Origin of the sequence: Actinopolymorpha sp. B11F2 (assembly GCF_040195635.1) — a bacterium.
Lineage (GTDB): Bacteria > Actinomycetota > Actinomycetes > Propionibacteriales > Actinopolymorphaceae > Thermasporomyces.
In genome coordinates this window covers 325,444-346,005 of the sequence record NZ_JBEFTX010000002.1, presented here as the reverse complement: position 1 = coordinate 346,005, position 20,562 = coordinate 325,444, and the positions used below count along the sequence as shown (strand labels likewise).

The 20,562-nt window shown below is 69.2% G+C and carries 17 protein-coding genes; 7 read left to right on the top strand and 10 right to left on the bottom strand.

Translation table 11 applies throughout. The annotated features are described in order from the left end of the window. The first annotated feature begins 10 nt into the window (after positions 1-10). From ABN034_RS05450 to ABN034_RS05440, 3 genes are all read left to right on the top strand, one after another. The gene (locus ABN034_RS05450; RefSeq protein WP_349689874.1) at positions 11-289 is read left to right on the top strand and encodes a type II toxin-antitoxin system Phd/YefM family antitoxin; all 279 of its coding nucleotides are present in this window, start codon (positions 11-13) and stop codon (positions 287-289) included. Then, on the top strand, positions 286-681 hold the full coding sequence (locus tag ABN034_RS05445; protein ID WP_349689873.1) for a type II toxin-antitoxin system VapC family toxin: 396 nt from the start codon (positions 286-288) through the stop codon (positions 679-681). Before ABN034_RS05450 ends, ABN034_RS05445 begins: the two co-directional genes overlap by 4 nt. A gap of 114 nt (positions 682-795) precedes the next feature. Further along, positions 796-1,485, top strand: coding sequence for a class I SAM-dependent methyltransferase (locus ABN034_RS05440; RefSeq protein WP_349689872.1), 690 nt, complete (start codon positions 796-798; stop codon positions 1,483-1,485). 471 nt (positions 1,486-1,956) lie between these two features. On the opposite strand, the gene rhmD is transcribed toward ABN034_RS05440, so the two are convergent. Continuing rightward, positions 1,957-3,150 carry an L-rhamnonate dehydratase gene (gene rhmD / locus ABN034_RS05435; RefSeq protein ID WP_349689871.1) on the bottom strand — a complete coding sequence of 398 codons (1,194 nt, stop codon included), beginning with the start codon at positions 3,148-3,150 and terminating at the stop codon, positions 1,957-1,959. 7 nt (positions 3,151-3,157) lie between these two features. After that, positions 3,158-7,351, bottom strand: coding sequence for a hypothetical protein (locus ABN034_RS05430; protein WP_349689870.1), 4,194 nt, complete (start codon positions 7,349-7,351; stop codon positions 3,158-3,160). Positions 7,352-7,539: 188 nt separating this feature from the next. Between ABN034_RS05430 and ABN034_RS05425 the strand changes: the two genes are divergently transcribed. The 4 genes from ABN034_RS05425 to ABN034_RS05410 are packed head-to-tail and all read left to right on the top strand — an operon-like array spanning position 7,540 to position 10,116. Continuing rightward, complete coding sequence (locus ABN034_RS05425; protein WP_349690055.1) at positions 7,540-8,334, top strand: IclR family transcriptional regulator; 795 nt, start codon at positions 7,540-7,542, stop codon at positions 8,332-8,334. Between the two features lie 20 nt (positions 8,335-8,354). Next, entirely contained in the window at positions 8,355-8,549 is a 195-nt protein-coding gene (locus ABN034_RS05420) for a hypothetical protein (protein WP_349689869.1), read from the top strand. Beyond that, positions 8,546-9,319 (top strand): MBL fold metallo-hydrolase, encoded by a 774-nt coding sequence (locus ABN034_RS05415; protein ID WP_349689868.1) that lies wholly within the window; start codon positions 8,546-8,548, stop codon positions 9,317-9,319. Before ABN034_RS05420 ends, ABN034_RS05415 begins: the two co-directional genes overlap by 4 nt. Next, complete coding sequence (locus tag ABN034_RS05410; RefSeq protein ID WP_349689867.1) at positions 9,316-10,116, top strand: SDR family NAD(P)-dependent oxidoreductase; 801 nt, start codon at positions 9,316-9,318, stop codon at positions 10,114-10,116. The genes ABN034_RS05415 and ABN034_RS05410 overlap by 4 nt, the downstream gene beginning before the upstream one ends. Before the next feature lie 126 nt (positions 10,117-10,242). Here ABN034_RS05410 and ABN034_RS05405 read toward each other — a convergent pair whose 3' ends face one another. The 8 genes from ABN034_RS05405 to mca form a co-directional block, all read right to left on the bottom strand. Further along, positions 10,243-12,588: a penicillin acylase family protein gene (locus ABN034_RS05405; protein WP_349689866.1), complete on the bottom strand. Its 2,346-nt coding sequence runs from the start codon at positions 12,586-12,588 to the stop codon at positions 10,243-10,245. A 5-nt stretch (positions 12,589-12,593) separates the two neighbouring features. Next, complete coding sequence (locus tag ABN034_RS05400; RefSeq protein WP_349689865.1) at positions 12,594-12,992, bottom strand: maleylpyruvate isomerase N-terminal domain-containing protein; 399 nt, start codon at positions 12,990-12,992, stop codon at positions 12,594-12,596. A gap of 245 nt (positions 12,993-13,237) precedes the next feature. Continuing rightward, entirely contained in the window at positions 13,238-14,221 is a 984-nt protein-coding gene (locus tag ABN034_RS05395) for a CapA family protein (protein WP_349689864.1), read from the bottom strand. A gap of 295 nt (positions 14,222-14,516) precedes the next feature. Beyond that, on the bottom strand, positions 14,517-16,457 hold the full coding sequence (locus ABN034_RS05390) for a penicillin-binding transpeptidase domain-containing protein (RefSeq protein ID WP_349689863.1): 1,941 nt from the start codon (positions 16,455-16,457) through the stop codon (positions 14,517-14,519). A gap of 110 nt (positions 16,458-16,567) precedes the next feature. Next, a complete protein-coding gene (locus ABN034_RS05385; RefSeq protein ID WP_349689862.1) occupies positions 16,568-17,242 on the bottom strand; it encodes a uracil-DNA glycosylase in 675 nt (224 codons plus the stop codon). A gap of 107 nt (positions 17,243-17,349) precedes the next feature. Then, positions 17,350-18,846: an MFS transporter gene (locus ABN034_RS05380; RefSeq protein ID WP_349689861.1), complete on the bottom strand. Its 1,497-nt coding sequence runs from the start codon at positions 18,844-18,846 to the stop codon at positions 17,350-17,352. Between the two features lie 69 nt (positions 18,847-18,915). Further along, on the bottom strand, positions 18,916-19,257 hold the full coding sequence (locus ABN034_RS05375; protein WP_349689860.1) for a hypothetical protein: 342 nt from the start codon (positions 19,255-19,257) through the stop codon (positions 18,916-18,918). A 138-nt stretch (positions 19,258-19,395) separates the two neighbouring features. After that, a complete protein-coding gene (gene mca / locus ABN034_RS05370; protein ID WP_349690054.1) occupies positions 19,396-20,304 on the bottom strand; it encodes a mycothiol conjugate amidase Mca in 909 nt (302 codons plus the stop codon). Between the last annotated feature and the right edge of the window lie 258 nt (positions 20,305-20,562).

Below are 20,562 nucleotides of genomic sequence, written 5' to 3'. Positions count from 1 at the left end.
GTGGTTCGGCATGGAACGCATCGGAGTCCGGGAGCTGCGCCAGCACGCCAGCCGCTACCTCGACAAGGTGAAGGCCGGAGAGACCGTGGAGGTCACCGAGCGCGGCCGACTGGTCGCGCTTCTCGTGCCCCCGCCCGCCGAGATCACCGCGCGCGAACGCCTGATCGCCGAGGGGCGGTTGATCCCTGCCTCCCGGCCATTCCACCTGCCCAGCCGACGCCCGGCACGTGCTGGAGAGCCCACAGCCGAGGAGATGCTCGACGACATGCGCGAGGAACGGCTGCCGTGATCTACCTCGACTCCTCGGCACTCATCAAACTCGTGCATGGTGAGGCGGAGAGTCCAGCCCTTGAGGAGTGGATCGTCGCGCACCACGGACCTCGCCACGTCACCTCGGAGCTGGCCCGCCTCGAAGTGATCCGAGCATGCCGACGCCACTTCGCAGATGCCCTCCCCCATACGCGCGCGCACCTTGGAAGCCTGGATGTGGTGGCACTCACCGCCGACATCATCGAGGACGCCGCCGAGATCGGAGACCCTTGGCTGCGAAGCCTCGGCGCCATCCACCTGGCCAGTGCGCTGGCAATCCGCGAGGAGCTGACCGGGTTCGTCACCTATGACCGGGCACTGTTCGATGCAGCGAAGGCGGAGGGACTCGACCCGGTGCGCCCCGGCGCCTGACCCTGGCGGCGCGGATTCATTCCTACGTTCGGACAATGCAGTTGCGCGGACCACCCGCCAGAGGGTGCCCTGGACCGCTGGCCGGACCCGACACGCGTGAGAGAGGAACCTGCCGTGAGCACAATCTACGAACGGCGTCCTGACGACTTCGAACGTCATGCCGCGAACGGCGCCTACAACGCCCTGCTCGACCGGCCGGCGGTGTTGGAGCTGCTGGGCGACGTCGACGGCCAGCGGGTTCTCGACGCCGGCTGTGGTCCCGGCCTCTACGCAGACGAGCTTCTCGCCCGCGGCGCATCCGTCGTCGGCTTCGACCAGAGTGCGGGCATGGTCGAACTCGCCCAGAGTCGGCTCGGTGACCGGGCGGAACTGCTTCGTGTCCATGACCTCTCCCAGCCGCTCGACTGGCTGGCGGACCAGACGTTCGACGCCGTGGTCCTCGCACTCGTTATCCACCACCTGGACGACCGGCGGGCGGTGCTGCGGGAGCTGTTCCGGGTCCTGCGCCCGGGCGGGCGACTGGTGCTCTCCACCGCCCACCCGATGGAGGACTGGCTGAATCACGGCGGCAGCTACTTCGACGTCGAACTGGTGGAGGAGGTCTGGAAGGACGACTGGGACATGCGGTACTGGCGGCAACCGCTCACTGCCACCTGTGCTGAAGCGACGGACGCCGGTTTCCTCATCGAACGCCTCGTGGAACCCCAGCCATCGGAGGAGCTTTGCCGCCGCTTTCCCGAGGTTCACGCGAAGCTCGCGGAGCGCCCGGCCTTCGTGATGCTCCGCCTTCTCCGCCCCCGCTGACGATGGCGAGGTTGCGTGGCGAGGAGTTCCGATCAACCGAGCTGTCGGCGACGGCCTTCGTCCGTGGCCTGTCACACAGGTGGATTCCCACCCGTCCAGGCGTGGGAATCCACCTTCATCGGTGCGGTTGGCTGGATCAGCAGCAGTGGCGACCGCTGTCGGCGAGACTTGCCGGCGCGCTCGCAACCTGGGCGACGAACAGAGACGCAATCACACACAACAGTGCGGCACATGCCTTACGCAGTCGCATTCTCGGTGCTCCTCCTCACGTCCCTTCGACTTCTGGTCCGGAGTCGTCGGGACACAGCTCAGAAGATCCACTGACGCCTTCACCGTGAGGAGGGGACGACAGCACGTCAAGATCACCCAGGTTCCAGTGCACGCAAGCGCTGATCGGCTTCCCTGTACGTCCATCCGCCCGGCATGGGCGGCTTCAGGTCCCGGTGGGGTGACCTTCGAATTTCCCTGCTGTCAAAGGGCGCTCGGCTCGTGCGTGTAGGGGCGGTGGAGGTGGGCATCGGGGTTCAGGCGTACGCCGAAGCCAGGGGTCTCAGGCAGCCGCAACCGGCCACCCACCGGCACCGGCTCGTCGAGCAGCAGCGGGTGGAACATCGGCACGACCTCGCTCGCCTCGGGATGCATCATCAGGAACTCCGAGAACGGACTGTTCTGCCGCGTGATCACGAAGTGGTACGAATACACGCTCGAGCCATGCGGGATCACAGGTACGGCGCGGGCGTCGGCAAGTGCCGCGATCCTGACCAGCTCGGTGATTCCCCCGCACCAGTTGACGTCCGGCTGGATGACGTCGGCACACCCCATCTCCAGCAGCAGCCGGAATCCGTACCTTGTCCACTCGTGCTCACCGGTCGTCACCCACATGCCGGTCGGCACGCGGCGGCGCAGCTCGGCGTAGCCCCAGTAGTCGTCGGGCGGCAGCGCCTCCTCGATCCACTTCAGCCCGAGGTCGGCGCAACGGAGCGCCAGCCGGGTGGCGTAGTCGAGGTCGAGCGACATCCAGCAGTCCCAGGCGAGAAAGAAGTCATCGCTCACCCGTTCACGCATCGACCGCAGCCTGTCAAGGTTGGCTTGCATGCCGCCCGGACCCTCGGCCGGTCCGTGCTGCAGGGGCAGCTTGCCGCCGATGAAGCCCAGCTTCTCCGCAAGGTCGGGACGCGCGCCGGTCGCGTAGAACACCAGCTCGTCGCGCACCGGCCCGCCCAGCAGTGCATACACCGGTTCGCCACGGAGCTTGCCGAGCAGGTCGTAGAGCGCGAGGTCGACCGCGCTGATGCAGTTGACCACGATTCCCTTGCGGCCATAGAAGAGCGTCGAGGCATACATCTGGTCCCAGATCTTCTCGATCGACGTCGCGGGCGCGCCCTCGACGAAGCGCGCGAGGTGTTTCTCGACGATGTACGCACCCGGCTCCCCCGCCGTCGTGGTCGCGAACCCCACGGTGCCGTCGTCCGCCTCGACCTCGACGACCAGCGTGCCGAGGACGTTGAGACCGAACGCCTGCCGGCTCTCGCGGTACTCCGGATATCGGGCCATCGGCGTCGCCACGTGGTCGTCGATCCAGTGCTTGGTGGTCTGGTCGTGGTAGTCGGCGCCGCCGCCACGGACGACGTACGCCCGGACCTCCCGGATCCTCGGCAGTGCCATCGACGTCTCAGCTCCCCTCTGGCTGTGCGGCTGTCCCTGGTGTGGCCGTCCTCGGTCTGGCGGCCGGCTGCATCGCGGTGGGCTGTGCGGCGGTCCGCAGGGTGACCGGACCGAGCAGGCCCGACAACCGTTGCCCGGGAAAGACTCCCATCGTCGGCGAGCAGTCGTCGAGGTACGGCGCGAGGGTGTTGTAGACCGTCACCTCGACCTCGTTAGCGCCGTTGCGCAGGAGTCCGGAGAGGTCGAACCGGTACGGCGACCAGATGCGCACACCGGCGGGTTGGCCGTTGACGACCACCTCGGCGGTGCCACGCACGGCTCCGAGGTCGAGCACCGCCGATCCCGGAACACCGTCAAGGTGGGCTTGACGTCGGTAGCGGACGCCGCCGGAGTACGAACCCAGCCCGGCGTCGGCCCACGGGCCAGCTGACAATTGCCCTTCCCCGCACTCGAACTCCACCGGACCGTCCCACAGCGCCCCGCCGGAGCGTCCGTCGATCGGCTCGATGCGTACGGCGAGAACCCGGCCCTCCACGTCAGGTCCCGGCAACGCCACCCCGCCTTGTGTCACAGGGATCTCCACCCCGTCAAGCCAGGCTTGCACCCGCTCCGACGCGACCGGCATGGTCGCCGAGGTCGCGCCGGGCGGTACGACGAGCCGGAACCACTCGGCCGGCTTGGGTGCCCCCGGCCGCGCCTCGGGCACGAGGTCGAGCACGCTGCCGTCCGCGACCTCGGGTTCGAGCCAGCTCGCGCGCGGCAGCGGATGTGGCCTGGGGCGCAGCCACGCGAACCGCGGATCGTAGGGCTGCAAGCGTCGCAACGCCGTTCCGACCGGCAGGTCGTCCCGCGTGAAGGTCCACGACGAGGCGTCGGTGACGAACGTCGACGTCGTCGCGTCGGCGAACTCGATCGCCGCGTCGGCGAAGACCGCCAGCGGCCGGCCGATGTCGGTGAAGCGGACCTCGATCGGGTTGTCGCCGGGCACCAGGTGCTCCGTAACGTCGTACGGCAGCACGCGGTCCTGCCCGCCGTACGGCTCGAACGCCCCCTGAGTCGCGATCTCCTTACCCGCAACGACAAGTCGTGCCGGACCCTCGGTGCCCAGCTGCAACACAGCCCGCTGAAGGCGAGTCGCCGGGAGGGTGAGGACGCCGCGCGCCACGAGCTCGGTCCCGCGGACGGTCCCGTCCTCCGGCACCAGCCAGGCCGGGCGGGCGAAGGCGTCCGGATCCGTCGTGAGCGCCCAGTAGCCGCGCAGGTCGCACTTGACGTCGGCCGTGACACGGACCTCCAGCAGGTTGTCGCCGGCCCGTGCCCGTACCTGGTCGAGGCGGAGGAAGCCACCGGGGTCGGGCCCGAGCGGTTCGCCGTTCCACCAGACGTCCTTGGCGCCATTGGCTTCCACCGCGAGCGTCACCGTGCCGGACCGCTTCGCCGGAAGGCTGGTCCGGAAGGCCACCACCTGTCCCGCCTTCACCCCGGCGACATGCCAGAAGTCGTCAGGCACTCGTGCCTTCGGGCCCAGCATCATGGCCTGGAAGGGATCCTTCTCGATGCCGCAGGAGAGGGAGTAGCGGACAGGTGTCCAACCCGAACCGTCGAGCGGCCCGTCATGACCCGCCGGCAGAGGCGGCGGCACGGCGTCGGCGGCCAGCGGCGCGGTCCGCCACGCGAACGTACCCTGCCCGACGAGCACGTCGGACCATCCGCTGTCGTCGAGGTCGGGCCGCGCCCAGTCGGCCGTGACCGCGAGCGTGGACGCGGCCGCCGCCGCGGGCGTGGAGGTGCCCGCGGCCGGGGGTTCCGGCTGGTGGCGCAGACGCCACTGCTGAACGGGGAACGGATCGCTGCCCGCCGGCAGCGCCAGGTCGCCGTAGCGGTTGTCGAGCGTGCGGACGAGCGACGCCGACCACGCACCACCCAGCGGGACCTCCACCATCTCTGCAGCGGCGCCGCCTGCCGCTTTTCCCGCGCACGCGTCGCCGGCCACCGCTGTGTCGTCTGGTGCGCGCCGCCACACCAGGACCGCGGCTGGCGCCTCGTCGAACCGCACCGTGACCTCGACCGTGCCGTCGCCGAGTCGCCGCGCGTCGGCGGGCCGGCTCGTGCCCGACACCGGATCCCACTGCTCGATGTCGTCCGCCGCCGGGTCCAGGCGTAGGACCACCGCGTCCCGTCGCCGGGCAGAGTCGAAGTCGTAGCCCTTCTTCCACAGTCCGCGGATCCAGTCGCGGCCGCCCGAGAACCGGGTCGCCCACCCGGTCGGCTCCGCCGGGACGAGCAGGACCTCGAGCTCGCCCACCCGGCGACGCAGCGTCGGGCCGTCGACCGCGACGGGTCGCTCGAGCCGGTTGAGGGCCGCCGGCAGAGCCTCCGGCGATGCCACCTGGACGACGGTCCCCGTGGCCAGACCCGTGGCCAGCATGTGCCGCAGCCGGCGTACCGCCTCTTCACCGTCGTCGGTGTCGGCGTGCTCAGGCGGATCGCCGACGACCACCAGCAGTCCACCGTCCGCGCAGAAGTCGGCGAGCACCTTCGCGGTCGCGCTCTCCAGGAACCGGCACGACGGCAGGACGACGGCGCGGTACGACGCCGCCCGCGTGTGGAGTGCACGGTCCGCGACCCGCGCCGCCGCAACGGTGTCGTCGTCGAGCACGACGAAGTCCCGGTCGTCCCGGTGCAGCACGCCACGCGCCGGGTCGTGCCACACCATCCGTCCGACGATCGCGTTGTAGGTCTCGTGCGCCCGCGTACCCTCCGGCAGCGCGCCAGCCACCAGCGTCGCGGACTGCACGGTCGCGGACGGGTACAGCACCCCGACGTCACAGACGTGCTCGCCCCGGGTCAGCAGCCAGCACAGTCGGCTCACCGTGTCGGCGAAGTGCTTGTAGTGCCGCCAGTACGGCTGACGCCAGCAGGTGCTCGGCGGCGCCCACTCCCACCAACCGCCGCGCGTGGAGTAGTAGACGGCGTGCGGGTTGTAGAGGTTCGCGCCGGCGAGCAGCCACGGCATCAGCCAGTCGAACGTCTCCTCCAGCGTCCCGCCCCAGCCGCTGGAGTGGAACGACTCGATCCACGTGCGCGGCCGGCCGTAGTGCTGGGCCAGCGAGCTGTGGATCTTCGCCTCGCCGTGGTGGTCACTGCCGGGCGCGCTGAACCACCGGTGCGTACGCATGTAGTCGGCGTACTGCCGGGTGGAGCCGAGCGGCTCCCCCGCCCGCGCCGGGCTCTGCTGGTCGACTCCGACGGTCAGGCCGTGGCGTTCGTGCCAGGCGTGCAGGGGTTGGAAGAACGCCTCCTCGGCGAGGGTCGCCCGAACCCGCTGGTAGTCGGCCCTCACCCGGGCCGGGTCGAGGCCCCCTGGAAAGGAAGGAACGGCCTCCCAGAGGGCGGCGATCGTGTCCTCGATGCGGTAGCCGCGACGCCTGCCGAACTCGTCGGCGTACGCCGGACCCCAACTCGGCAGGGTCGGGAGCTCGTCCTGGAAGGACCCCACGATGACGGTCCCGAGGTAAGGGCCGAGCCGGCGTTCGAATGCCCCGTGCACGATGTCGAGCAGCGCCGCGCAGGCGTCGGCGGAGGTGTAGTCGAACCCCTGGCGCAGGGCGTACGCCAGCATGACGCGGTGCCGACCGGGTTCGGCGCCGTCCCAGCGGACGCGGCCGTCGACCACCTGCAGCGGGATCGGCGGTCCCGAAACGGTGCCCGCGGCCTCGGGGCCGTCGGCGGAGAGCGGAAGTGCGCAGGCCGAGATCGGCGAACCGGCAGCCGGGCAGACCAGCTCGACCGGGCCGTCGACGTCCTGCACCACCCGTTCGAGCGACGCACCGGCGTACTCCGGGTGCGCGGTGACGAGCCGACCCTGCAGGTTGGCGCCGGAGAAGCCGATCTGGTCGTAGAACCACAGCAGGGCGCCGCGCTTCCCCGCGTACTCGCATAGGCCCTCCCACAGCGCCCACCACTCCTCGCTCAGCAGGGGTGGGTCGTCGGCGAGCGAGCCGTACGTCGGGCCGGTGGGTGCGAGGTTGAGGACCACCATGTTGTGGACGCCCGCCTCGACCAACTGGTCGAGCTGCCAGCGGAGCCGGTCGAGCTCGACGCGTTCGCCACTCCACCACCAGATCGGTGCCGGCGAGAACGCGGCCTGGGGAGCAGCGAAGCCTTCGAAGAGTTCGCGGTGACCTGATCGATGCGGCACGACTTCACCTCGATGAATCTGTCTCCTCGACGAAACACACTGGCCCTCACGCCCTTTGTCGGCGTAGGTTATGCGCAGTTTCAGCTTGCTGAACAGGTGTTCACATACCCGAATCGCCATCGCAGGAGCTGCCAGGGCGGCCACGACGGGGCCCCGGAGCTCGACCAGGGAGCACCGCCGTGAACGACATGACCAAGGGCGCGGTGAAGTCGGCCGAACGGACGCTTGCGATCCTCGAACTGATGACCCGGCACGAACAGCCGCTGACCTTCACCGAGATCGCCCAGGCCCTCCGGTATCCGCGGTCGAGCCTCCACGGCCTGCTCCGGACCCTCGTCGAACGCGGGTGGGCGGACTTCGATCCCGACCAGCGGGCGTACGCGCTCGGCATCCGTACGCTCGAAGCCGGCAACGCCTACACCCGCGCGCTCGGCCTGGTCGAGCGGGCCGTGCCGCTGATGGAGAAGATCCGCGACGGCATCGACGAGACGGTGCAGTTGGCGGTGCTCGACGGGCTTCACAACGTCTACGTCGCCAAGGTCGACGGGCGGCAAACCCTGACGCTCGCATCGGAGGTCGGCCGGCGGCTGCCCGCCTACGCCACGGGCGTCGGCAAGGTGTTGCTGGCCGGACTCGGCCAGGAGGAGCTCGACGCGAGGCTGGCCGGCGGGCCGCTCCAACCCATCACCTCCCACACCATCACCGACAAGGCGCAGCTGCGTGAGCACCTGCAGCACGTGCGGCGGCGGGGGTTCTGCATCGACAACGAGGAGTACACGATGGGCATCCGGTGCGTCGCCGTGCCGATCTTCGACTACAGCAGGCGTGTCGTGGCCGCGATGAGCGTGTCGGTGCCGGCGATCCGGTTCACCCCCGCGCATCGCGAACGCGCCCACATGCTGCTGAGTGGTGCCGCCCAACGGATGTCCGAGGCGCTCGGCTACCGGCCGGCTCGCGCCGTGGACGTTCGCGGCGCGCAGTGACCGCGTTCATGATCATGAACGTGATCATGTCGCTGATCATGAGGACCGCCCTGATCGTGATCATGACGGCGACCGGGTTCGTGATCATGACGGTGGCCGGGACCATGGTCGTGACGGGAATCGTGATCCTGACGGTGATCACGAACGTGATCATGAACGCAGAAGCAGCCAGTGGTCGCAGGCGAACGCAACGAGGAGTGGTGAGCGTCCGATGAGTACGTACAGCGTCCAGGTGCTCCCCGTGGGTCGAGGCGACATCCCGGGCCCAGAGCTGTTCTGGATGAGCGACTGGGACCAGTGGCACACCCTGCTGTTCCAGGCGGTCCTCATCCGCGGTGACGGTGTGACCGCTCTCGTCAACACGGGCCCCGCCCGGGACCTCGGTCCGATGAACGCGCACTGGGCCACCGTGCTGGGCGAGCGGGCGATGATGCGCCGGGAGCCCGACGAGTTCATCGTCGACCAGCTCGCCAAGCATGGCGTCACTCCCGCGGACGTCACGCACGTCGTACTGACGCCGCTGCAGCTCTACACGGTCAGCAACGTGGCGCTGTTCAGCAGGGCGCAGATCTGCATCGCCGAGCGTGGCTGGGTGCATTTCCACACCACACACGCGCATCCACACGACAATCGGGCCACGTCCCTGCCGGACGACATCCTCGTGCACCTGGTGACCGAGGCGTGGCCACGGGTACGCCTGCTCGCCGACGAGGACGAACTCGCTCCCGGCCTGCGTACCTGGTGGTCAGGCGTCCACCACCGCGCGTCTGTGGTCGTCGAGGTCGACACACCAGCGGGGGTCGCCGCGATCTCCGACAGCTACTTCGTCCGCGAGAATGTCGAGAAGAACATCCCGATCGGAATCAACGAGAACATGTACGAGGCGATCTCGACCTATTCCAGGGTCCGCGAGAAGGCCGATCTCGTCGTACCGCTTTATGATCTCGGAAACCTCGAACGCTTCCCGGGCGGGAGGGTGGCATGAGCACTCCGGACGCGGCGTCGGTGGCGGCAGTTGAAGCGACCCGTCCGCGCCAGGTTCTCGTCACCGGATCCGCGCGCGGGATCGGGCGCGCGACGGCCGCCCGGTTCGGCGCCGAGGGTGCCAGGGTGGCGGTCAACTATCCCCCCGGAGAGCTTTCCTACGCGCAGGAAACGGGCCAACTCGTCGAGGACGCCGGTGGCGCGGCGCTGCTCGTGGAAGCTGACGTCGCCGACCCGGATGCGGTGCGGGCGATGGCCGAGACGGTGCACGCGGAATGGGGACCGCTGGACGTCCTGGTCAACAACGCGGGAATCTGCCCGTTCGCGGACTTCTTCGACATCGACCTGGAGTTGTGGGACCGGGTCCAGCACGTCAACCTGCGCGGCGTTTTCCTGGTGACCCAGGCCTTCACCAAGGCGATGGTCGACGCCGGACGCGGCGGTCGGGTGATCTCGGTGTCGTCGATCTCTGCCTGGGTGGGCGGTTCACGACAGGTGCACTACTGCGCGACGAAGGCGGGGATCAGTTCGTTGATGAAGAGTCTCGCGATCGTGCTCGGGCCGCATGGGATCACCTGCAACGCGGTACTGCCGGGCGCGATCGCGACCGACATCAACCGTGCCGACTGGACGAACACCGCGAAGCTCGACTACCTGGGGGGCCGCATTCCGGTCGGCCGGGTCGGCGAACCCGCCGATATCGCGGGGATGATCTGGCTGCTGTCCCAGCCGGAGTCGGCGTACATGAACGGCGCGGAGATCCTCGTCGACGGCGGGATGCTGGTGAACCTGCAGTAGAGGCGCGCCGCTCTCTCGTCATGCAGTAAGTGCGCGCCGCCGATGCAGTAAGGGCGCGCCGCCCTCTCATGATCATGAAGGGAAAGCGGCAGATACGCCGGCAAACCTTCATGATCACGATCATGATCACGTGGGGTCGGCCGCAGGCTGCAGGTGGAGGCGTACGGACGTGCGGGCTTCGATGGCGGCACGGCTGTAGAGGAGGGGTACGTAGTCGCCGCGTCGCCAGGTCTCCGCGAGGTCGCGGTAGTGCGGACTGCGTGGATCGCCGGACTGTCCGGGTGTGTTGATGGCCATCGAGTTGTCCCAGGCGCCGACGTCGAGCACCATCCGGAACGACGCACCGATCGTTTGTACGAGGTCGGGCGAGTAGTACGGGCCTGCGTTGACGGTGGTCCCCGACCCGCCGACAGGCATCGGCCCGACGTCCAGGCTGGAATCGAGGTGACCGAGCGGGTGGCGCTGCCGGTTGACGTGCAGATCACCCCAGGCCCAGCGCGACGGGTCAGGTCCCAGCAGCTGCACGAGTTCGGCGTAGGCGTCGCGCAACGTCGACGTCAACAGGAGGTCGCGTCGTTCCGTCGCCTCGGCTCCCCAAGCTCCCCACCATCGCGCCGGATCGCGGAGGGCCTCGCGCAGCCCGTGCGGATCGACGTCGTCCACCACGTCCGGCCCACCGGGAGGGAGGACGGCGCGGACGAAGCCCGGCATGAGATGCCGGGAGACCCACACCTCGTACAGCGCGGCGGCTGCCGAGTCTGCCGACTCGACGGCGTCCCAGTCGCGGAGGAGTCGGACCGCGGCTGTGACCTGTGGGTCGTCGTCGACCCGAATCTTGTCGAGCAGATCCGTCACCTCACGCGCGGCAACCGAAAGCTGGTCGACCTGCAGCTGCATGGAGTCGCTGAGCGCGTGCGCGGGCTGGGACGCGAGAACCTCGACGATCCGCTGGTGCCGGGCCGGGTCGGGCCACTCGTAGCTGGGTACGCGATCGGCCGGCTGGTCGTCAGCCAGGTTGAACTGGTTCGCCGTCGCCACGAACCCTTCTGGCGGATCGACGATCTGCGGAAGATCCTCGGCGGGAAGGAAACCGTCCCATTCGTACCGTCCGTCGCCTGGCACCGGCAACAGCCCGTCCCATCCCCGCCTTCGCGGCACCAGCCCTGCGGCCGTCCACCCGATGCTGCCCGCGACGTCGGCGTACACGTGGTTCTCGCCCGGACTTCCCCACCCCGCCAGCGCCGCGCGGAACTCCTCGGCGTCAGCGGCGCGGAGACAGGCGAGACTGCCGACGTAGGCCGCCGTTCCTGGTTCGAACCAGGTCGAACGAACGGCATAGGCCTTGTGCTGTTCGGCGTCGACGTAGATCACCGGGCCGTGCCGGGTGAACGCAAGGTCGGCTTGACGAGGCGACTCTCCCTTGACAGCGAGGGTTTCCCGCATGATCCGCAGCCGTTCCCAGTCGCCGGCGTACCGGTAGCGCGTCGGGTCGGCCGGGTCCAGCTCATAGACGTAGAGGTCCTGCGTGTCGATGGGAAAGATCGTGAACCCGAACGCCACCTTGCCGTTGTGGCCGAGCGTCACGCCCGGGAGCGCTGGCTCACCGGCACCGATGACGTCCAGTCCTGGTGCCGACACGTGGGCGATGTAGCGCAGCGACGGGGTCGCGTAGGACCGGTGCGGATCGCTCGCCAGGATCGGCCGGCCCGTCGTCGTGCGTGTGCCCGCCACGACCCAGTTGTTGCTCCCCTCGCCGGAAGGGTGGTGCCCGCGCGCAGCGGAACGACTGTCCGGCGCGTACTCCCCGAGCGTGCCCTCGCCCAGCGGGTCGCGCGGGTCGTCGGCGAACACCAGGGGCTGGGTCGCGAGCTCGAAGACCCGCAGCAGGTCATCGGGAAGGTGCAGGTCGAGGCCCTCAGCAAGGTGCGGTTGACACCGTGGTTTCAGGTGCTGTCGCACGACATCGGCGGCGATTCCCAGGCTGCTGCCCGTGTCGGAGCGTGCCACCTCCTGCAGCAGATTGTGCGCGATCCCATGGCTGCGGATACGGACGACGTCCTCGGGCCGCCAGCGATCGGGTCGATGTCCCAGCATCGCGAACTCCGGCGGCATCGCGTCAGGATTTTCTTCCACGTAGGCGATGTAGGCGTTGATGCCCGCGGCGAACCGGGTCGCAACGCGTTCGGCGTCGGGACCGTACGCCGCCCACTCGCGGGCCATGTCGCCGCGGTAGAGGAAGAGCCGCGCCGCCCGGTCGCGTTCGACATAGTCCGGCCCGAACGCCTCCGACAGCAGGCCGAGGCCGCGCCGCCGCCACAGGTCGATCTGGAACAGCCGGTCGCGGGCGGCGTTGAACCCCTGGACGAAGAACGCGTCGTCGGCGGATTCGGCGTAGAGGTGCGGGATTCCCCATTCGTCGATGAGGATCTCCGCCGGTTGGACGAGGCCTGCGACCTGGATCGTCTGGGTCATGAGCGTCATGAGAGCAGCGGCCACCGATCAGCGCACGCGCCGGCGGCCAGCAGCCTGCCGGCGGCGGCACCGTCGGCGATCTCGGCGGCGATCTCGGCGGCGATCTCGGCGGCGATCTCGGCGGCGGTCTCGACGGCCCGGTCGGCGATCCCGCCGTGGTAGTCCGGGCGCGTGCGGTCGGGACGCCGGTAGTAGTCGTCGGGTTCGGTTATGCCCGGCGTGGACGAGTCCGCCACCCGGAGCGGATACGGCGGGAGGACCACTGCGATGTGGATGATCAGCTCCTTGACGTCCCACGGTGGGCAGTTGGTCGGACGGCGGAAGTCGTCGGTGCTCAGCTTCTCGACCACGCTGTCGAGCGCCTCCGCCTCGTCACGGAACGCTTCCAGGACTTCGTCGGTCACGCGTCCGATCCTCTCGCCCACGTCAATCGCTTTCCAGGCTGCAGCTGCGGTGTCCCGGCGCGAGCGGGACCTCCTCATCCGCACCGGCGGCGCGACACCGGGGTGGAGGTCGACGTCGTGGACGAGGAGCATCGAGGCATCCTCCCAGACCTGCCGCGCGCCCACGAGTGCGCAAGACCTGCAAGGTGCCGTTGTTGGCCGGCCAACCTGGCTGGAACACGACCAGGGTCCCGAGCCGCCCTGCCTCAAAGCCGAGGGCGGTCGAGCACGAGCTGGTCCTTCTCGTCGCGGATCTCCCATTCGCTCCCGAGGGCCGCACAGGCCGCCACGAGACGCCGCGCGATCCAGGCGTACTCCTCCTCAGACGCCAGCCGCGTGAAGCAGAAGTCCAGCCCGAGCGGCACGATCCGCATCCGCCGCGGGCCGTCCCCGTCGAGCGTCAGCAGTACCAGGATCCCAAGGTCGTTTCGGAGGTACGGATCGACCCGGTAGTCGTCGACGAAGTCGCCCAGGTCGTAGGCGACCGGCCCTGCGACACCGTGGAAGACATGCGCCGAATGGCCGGCCACGAACGTGGCACCGGCCGCCAGCAACGCCCCGGCCGCCTCGCGCACATAGGTCAACGGCTCCGACGCCATGTTCGGTCCCCAGTGCGGAGAGACCAGTACCGCGTCGACACCGGCAGCACGATGCTGGGCGCCGACGTTCCTCGCCAGCCACGCGGGAACACCCTCGCGCAGGTCGGCGTACGCCACACCGGCGCGGCCAGGACCCGCGGTGTAGTCAGCGGGATGATCGGTGACGCCGACCACCGCGAGGCGTGCTCCAGCAGCATCGAGGACGACGGGTTCACGCACCTCGTCCTCCGTCGCGCCCGCACCGACGCTTGCGATGCCAGCCGCAGCCAACAACGACCGGGTGTCAAGAAGGGCTTGCTTGCCGAAGTCCAGCGCATGGTTGTTGGCCAGGGTCACGCAGTCGACACCCAACCAGGCAAGCGTTTCCGCCGCCACCGGTGGCGCCCGGAAGAAGAACGGCTTGCCTGGGGCGGGCCAAGGCTCACCACGGTCCGAAACGCAGCACTCGAGGTTCACGACACACACGTCGGCGGTCCGGACAACGTCACGGATCTCTGGAGCGAACACCGACCGCGGACCGAACTCCCGCAGGCGTTCGGCCACACCTCGACCGAGCATCGTGTCACCGGCGAGAGCCACCGTGATCGCCATGTTCGTAGGTCCCTCTCCTGCCCTTCCGGCGGAGGAACGCAGACAATAGTTGCAGCGGCCACGCGTTGATCACGTCGTCCGGCGTGACGGCACAGGTACCGCGTAACGTCCGCGCACACGCACCGACCGGCCAATACCTTCGAGTCTATGGCCTGTCTGGCGACGCCGGACCGATCAGCTGAGCGGCCTGCCACGCCGTGCCTCCCGCATGAACGACCACAGGCGAGGCGTTGATCATGAAGCCTCCCGGAGTCCTCCCCCAGAAGTCTTCATGATCAGGGACATGAGTTCCGCCTCACTGGACGAAGCGGGACTCCTGAAGGAACGACCGCGCCACCGGCCCCGCATCGCGACCGCCCCCGCCGCCGTCCTCGACGACGACCGCGAACGCGATGTCGCCGCGGAAGCCGATCATCCACGCGTGCGTACGCGGCGGGCTCTCGTTGCCGTACTCGGCCGTCCCGGTCTTCGCATGCACGGGCTCGCCGATCAGGTCAAGACTCCGAGCCGACCCGGACTCGACCACTCTCCGCATCAGTTCGCGGAGGTTCGTCCGCAGCCCAGCCGGCAGGTTCTCACCCACCGGCCCACCGGGCTTCACTTTCGGCACCAGCACGGGCGCACGCGGCTGGCCGGAGTCGACCGCCGCCGCCACGAGCGCCATGCCCAACGGGCTCATCAGGACCCGCCCCTGCCCGATCATGGTGGCGGCCCGGTCTACCAGGTCCTTCGGCTCCGGCACCGAACCGGAGTACGCCGGCAGGCCGAGATCCCAGTCCGCACCGATCCCGAACCGCTGTGCCATCGCGACGAGGTCGCCGTCGGCGAGGTTCTCCGCCCGGTTGACGACGGTGGTGTTGCACGAGAACGCGAACGCATTCCACGTCGGCCCGTTCGGCAGGCTCATGTTGTGCGCGTTCTTGAACCGCTTCCCACCCACGTTGGTCTCCGCCGGGCACTCCACCGACTCGACCATGCTGAGGCCGTTCTCCAGGAGAGCCGCGACCGAGACGACCTTGAACGTCGAGCCCGGCGGATACTCACCGACGAACGCGCGGTTGTACGACGTCACCCCCGGACCGTTGGCGGCGGCGAGGATCTCACCGGTACTCGCCCGGACGGCCACGATGGAGGTCGGCTTCTCCTGCGCCTCGACGACGTGCTCGGCGGCCTCCTGCGCGAACGGGTCGAGAGTGGTACGCAGTGCCTTGCCGGGCCGCGGCTCCAGCGTGTAGACCTCGTGCAACTTCTTGCCGTTGCGTACGTCCACCACGTCGATCGAACCACCGGGCCGTCCGGCGAGCTGTTCCTCGAACGCGCGCTGCAGCCCGCTGACCCCCACCGGGTCACCGATCACCGCCAGTGGTCCCGCGTCCTTCAGCATCTTGTCGGTCGCAGGTGACATCACGCCCAGGACGCCGCGCGCGTAGGACGACGTGGGCGCCAGCGACATCGTGGCCTTCCTCGTCGTGACGCCGGGGATCTCGTCGAGAACATAGGAGAGTTCGTCGTAGGCCTGCTCACGGAGGGCGAGAACGTCGACGAACTGCTTCGGTGAGGCGGCATCGGCGCGCTTGCGCAGGTCGGCCGCGTCGATGCCGAGGTTCCGGCCGAGTTCGTAGTAGGTCATGTCCGGCTTCGCCTTGCCGGGAAGCACGCCGACCCGGACGACCGGTCGTTCCTCGGTCAGCGGTTCACCGTTGCGGTCGAGGATCGACGCGCGGGGTGGCAGAGCCCGATGCCGCTCCAGCCTCGTCGTACCGGTGAGCTTCGGGTGGAAGGTCTCTCGTGTCCACCACACGGCCCAGCCGCCCTCGGCGTCCTCGCGTACCTCCGCCGTGGTCGTGTAGCGCCACCGGCCCAGGCCGGCGAGTTCGTGGGTCACGGCGAGGTTCTGCCGGCAGACGCCACGGCCGGCGTTGATCGACTCCGCCTGGTCGTCGTCGAGGCAGGCCAACTTCCCCTTGGGTGTCACGGTCGTCGTCGTGATGGTGAGCGACTCGTTCAGGTCGCGGACCGTGGTGGCGGCGGTGCGTGCGGTGTGCGGGTCGACCGCCTGCGCCGCCTTCCCGCGCGACCACTCGGTGGCGAACCCGCTGACCGCGTCGCGTGCCTCGCGCGGCGGTATGTCGGGGCCGCCACAACCGAGCAGAACGACGGGAAGGAGCACGACGCCGGCGGCAGCGACTGCCGGCCAGCGGCCACGGCTCCGGTACGGGACGCGCTTGACGTGCATGGTTCCCCCCACTTGCCTGGATCGAGCTCACTCGAGATCCCGCAAAGGAGTACAGCACACGAAAGGGCAAAATGCCGGCCGGAGCCGGTCAACCGTTCGGAACCCAGGGCCTACAGGGACCAGTCGACCGGCTCCCCGCCCTGGTCGGCCAGCAGGGTGTTGGCCCGGCTGAACGGACGCGACCCGAAGAACCCCCGGTCCGCCGACATCGGGCTGGGATGGGCGGTCTCGATGCGTGGCACCGACCCGAGCAGCGGCCGAAGGCCCTGGGCGTCACGCCCCCACAGGATCGCCACGAGCGGGGTGCCGCGCGCGACCAAGGCGCGGATGGCCTGGTCGGTGACCTCTTCCCAGCCCTTGCCACGGTGGGACGCGGGACGGCCGGGCTCGACGGTCAGGGAGCGGTTGAGCAGCAGGATGCCGCGTTCGGACCAGGGCGTGAGGTCGCCGTTGGCGGGCAACGCGTGGCCGAGGTCCGCGGCGTACTCCCGGTAGATGTTCTGCAGGCTGCGCGGGATCGGCCGGACGTCGGGCGCCACCGAGAAGCTCAGCCCGACAGGATGGCCGGGCGTCGGATAGGGGTCCTGGCCGACGATGAGGACGCGAACGTCGGCGAACGGCTGCTGGAAGGCGCGCAGCACATTGGCGCCCGCGGGGAGGTACGCCCGACCGGCAGCGATCTCGTCACGTAGGAAGTCACCCATCGCGCTGATCCGCTTCGCGACCGGCTGGAGGGCAGCGGCCCAGCCGGCTTCGACCACCTCGTCCAACGAGGGACGCGCCACGCCCGCCGGCGACCCGGTGCCCGCCGACGTCGCGGAAGCTGCCGGCGTTGCTGAGGCGGTGTCCGTGGAAGTTGTCGCCGTCGCTGATGGTGCCGGGTTGGTCACGCCTACCTCCGGATCGAGTCCCCGTTGATCGAGTCCCCGTTGATCGAGTCCCCGTTGATCGAGTCCCCGTTGATCGAGTCCCCGTTGATCGATGGCCCGGCGTTCGATGGCTCGCCGATCGAGGTCTCAGTGATCGAACGCTCGGTGATCGGGCTCGCCATGCTAGCGCCTACCGCGGCAGGCACCGCCGCAGCTGTACGGCGTGCCTTCGCCAACGCGCGACCGCCGAGCAACAGGCCGACCACCGGACCGGCGACGAGGTATCCCGCGCCCTGCCAGATCAGCATCGCCATGGCTCCGAGGTCGTCACCGAACGCGCCACCGAGCGCGGCACCGAGCATCATCGCGAGACCCATCGAGGTACCCATGACCGCGAACACGCGTCCGCGGAACTCGTCGGGTGCCGCTCCCTGGATCTGCGCCGTAACGGTCGAGCTGACCAGGACCGCTGGAACGCCGACCAGGATCAGCAGCACCATCGCCGGCCAGAACGCCGACCAGGCGAGTGGATAGGCGAAGAGCACCACGTCGATGACACCGAACACGGCCGCGCCGACGGTGAGCAACCGGATCGGCGAGAAGCGCGTGAACCAGCCGGCCACCACTCCCCCGACGATGCCGCCGACCGCCTGTGCCGACATCAGCCAGCCCACCTCGGTGACGCCACCGTGCAACCCTTCCTTGACGTACACGGCGAAGAGGGCACCCATGAGGCCTTCGCCGACCGACGTCACCGTGAACGTCGCGATGAGCACGACCAGCACCCGCGAACGCGCGATGAACGCCAGGCCATCGACCAGCTCCGTTCCGATCCTGGCGTACGACCGAAGGAACCGCCGATCGCTCGGCGTCTCCGTCGCGACGCCCCCCGCGAGCCGGTCCATCCCGGCTGCCGCGTACGTGCCGCGGACGCAGGCCAGCAGGAGTGCCGCCACCACGAATGTGGCGGCGTCGACGTACGCCACGGCGGTGAGTCCAGCCCATGCGGCGACCAGCCCACCGAGGGCGGGCCCCACCAGCCGGGCGAGGTTGTTGTTGACGGCGTTGAGCGAGTTGGCCGCGATCAGGTCCTTGGCGTCGACGAGCAACGGGAGGAGCGCCGACTCCGCGGGCTGAACGAACTGGGCCAGAGTCCCGACGGCGAACGTGACGGCGTAGCAGACCCAGACCGTGCCTGGCCCGTCGATCACCGCCAGCGGAAGCACCGCGAGGGCCTGCCCGAGCGATGCCACGAGCATCACCCTGCGGCGGTCCCATCGGTCGACGAAGACCCCTGCCACCCCGCCGAAGAAGAGTGTCGGAAGGACGCCCGCGATGGCGACGCCACTGGTCGCGGCCACCGATCCGGTGCCCTCGAGCACCAGCATCGGCAACGCGATCTTGAGTGCCCAGTCACCAGACATCGAGATGAGTCCGGCGCACCAGACCAGCAGGAAGCTCTTCCTCCGCAGGGGCCGAAACGATGCTGCCCACCATTGCTGTCGCCGTCGCGTCGTCATGACGTCATAGTGACGTCATGACGGGGTCACGTCAAGGTCATGCGGCGTCGCGAGGTCCCGCGGACGACGTCAGCGATCGGCGGTACCCGTGGACTCCTGCGAATCCCCGGCCGTGCCCTCTGCGGCCGTGGACTCTGCGGCGTGCCCGCCGCTTCCCTGGTCGGACGTGTCGGCTGCGGACGCGGGAGACCCGTCCGGGAGTGCCGAAGACGACGGCGCACCTCGACCGCTCCGACCTGGGCGTTCCTCGAACTTGACCCTGCGAAGCTGCTTGTTCATGTTGCGCCAGAGCAGGAAGGTCGCCACACCAATCGACACGATCACGACGAAACCGAGCAGGCCCGGCCCGACCCACTGGCTCGGATCACGTGGCGCAGCGGCCAGGACTCCGAGCGGCTGAACGGACGGCATGGGTTGTGTTGATCCTTCCCGGTCGTGGAACAGGAACATCCCTGACACCATCGTGTACCTCGCGGCCGGAGCCCTCACCAGCAGCCGCCGACGCAGGTCCCGGTCTCCTGCGCACAAGGCGTGTCTCCGCCCTAGGCCCTAGTCAGATGCACCGCACGACTCGGCCGCACCCCGACCGTCGGCGCCGCCGGTCGAGGCCACCGGCGTCCGTATTCCCGCGAAGAGGTCGTCCTCCGGCACCGGCGACTCGACGAGGCTGCGGGCCAGCTCGAAGTCCTCGGTGGGCCAGGCGGCCACATGCGCCTCGTGCGGGCAGGCGAACCAGGCCCCGTTCGGGTCGATCTGCGTGGCATGGGCGAGCAACGCCTTGTCGCGTACGGCGAAGTAGTCACCGCACGGCACCCGGGTCGTGACCCGGGCGGCGTGTGCCGGGTCGGGCTTCCAGTCCTTGAGCCGGTCGGCATAAGGGGATTCCAGACCGCGCCGCACCATCTCGTCGTGCAGCGCCTTCGTACGCTCGCGGTGGAACGAGTGGTGGTAGTACAGCTTGAGCGGCTGCCAGGGGTCGCCTGCCTCGGGATAGGCGTCCGGGTCCCCGGCCGCCTCCCAGGCCGCGATGGTGACCTTGTGACACATGATGTGGTCCGGGTGCGGGTATCCGCCGTTCTCGTCGTACGTCGTCACGACGTGCGGCTTGAACTCGCGCATCACCTTCACCAGCGGGGCGGCCGCGTCCTCGAGAGGCGTCGCCGCGAAGCAATCGTCCGGCAACGGCTCCGGATTGTCGCGGTCGGGAAAACCCGAGTCGACGAAGCCCAGCCACGCCTGGTCGATCCCGAGGATCTCGCGCGCCCGGTCCATCTCCTGGCGGCGGATGTCGGCGAGGTTGGCGAGGACCTCCGGGCGGTCCATCGCAGGATTGAGGATCGAGCCGCGTTCGCCGCCAGTGCAGGTCACCACGAGAACGTCGACGCCTTCCGCGACGTACCGTGCGGTGCTGGCGGCACCCTTGCTCGACTCGTCGTCGGGATGGGCGTGGACATGCATGAGCCGCAACTCGTCGGGTGCTGTCGATGGCACCGTGGTCTTCTCCTCCGTCTGGTGGCCACATGCGGGCCAGCGGTGGCGAACCGGTGGGCGAGGCCCACGGGTGGGCCTCGGGTCGGGGCCCACGGGTGGGGCCGCGGATCACATGGTGGACCCGCGAGTCACACTGGGTCTGGCAGCGGACGCGCCGGCACCATGGTCGCCGACGCCACCGACGACACGGACACCGCCCTTGGTCAACGGCGCGCCCAGAATGGC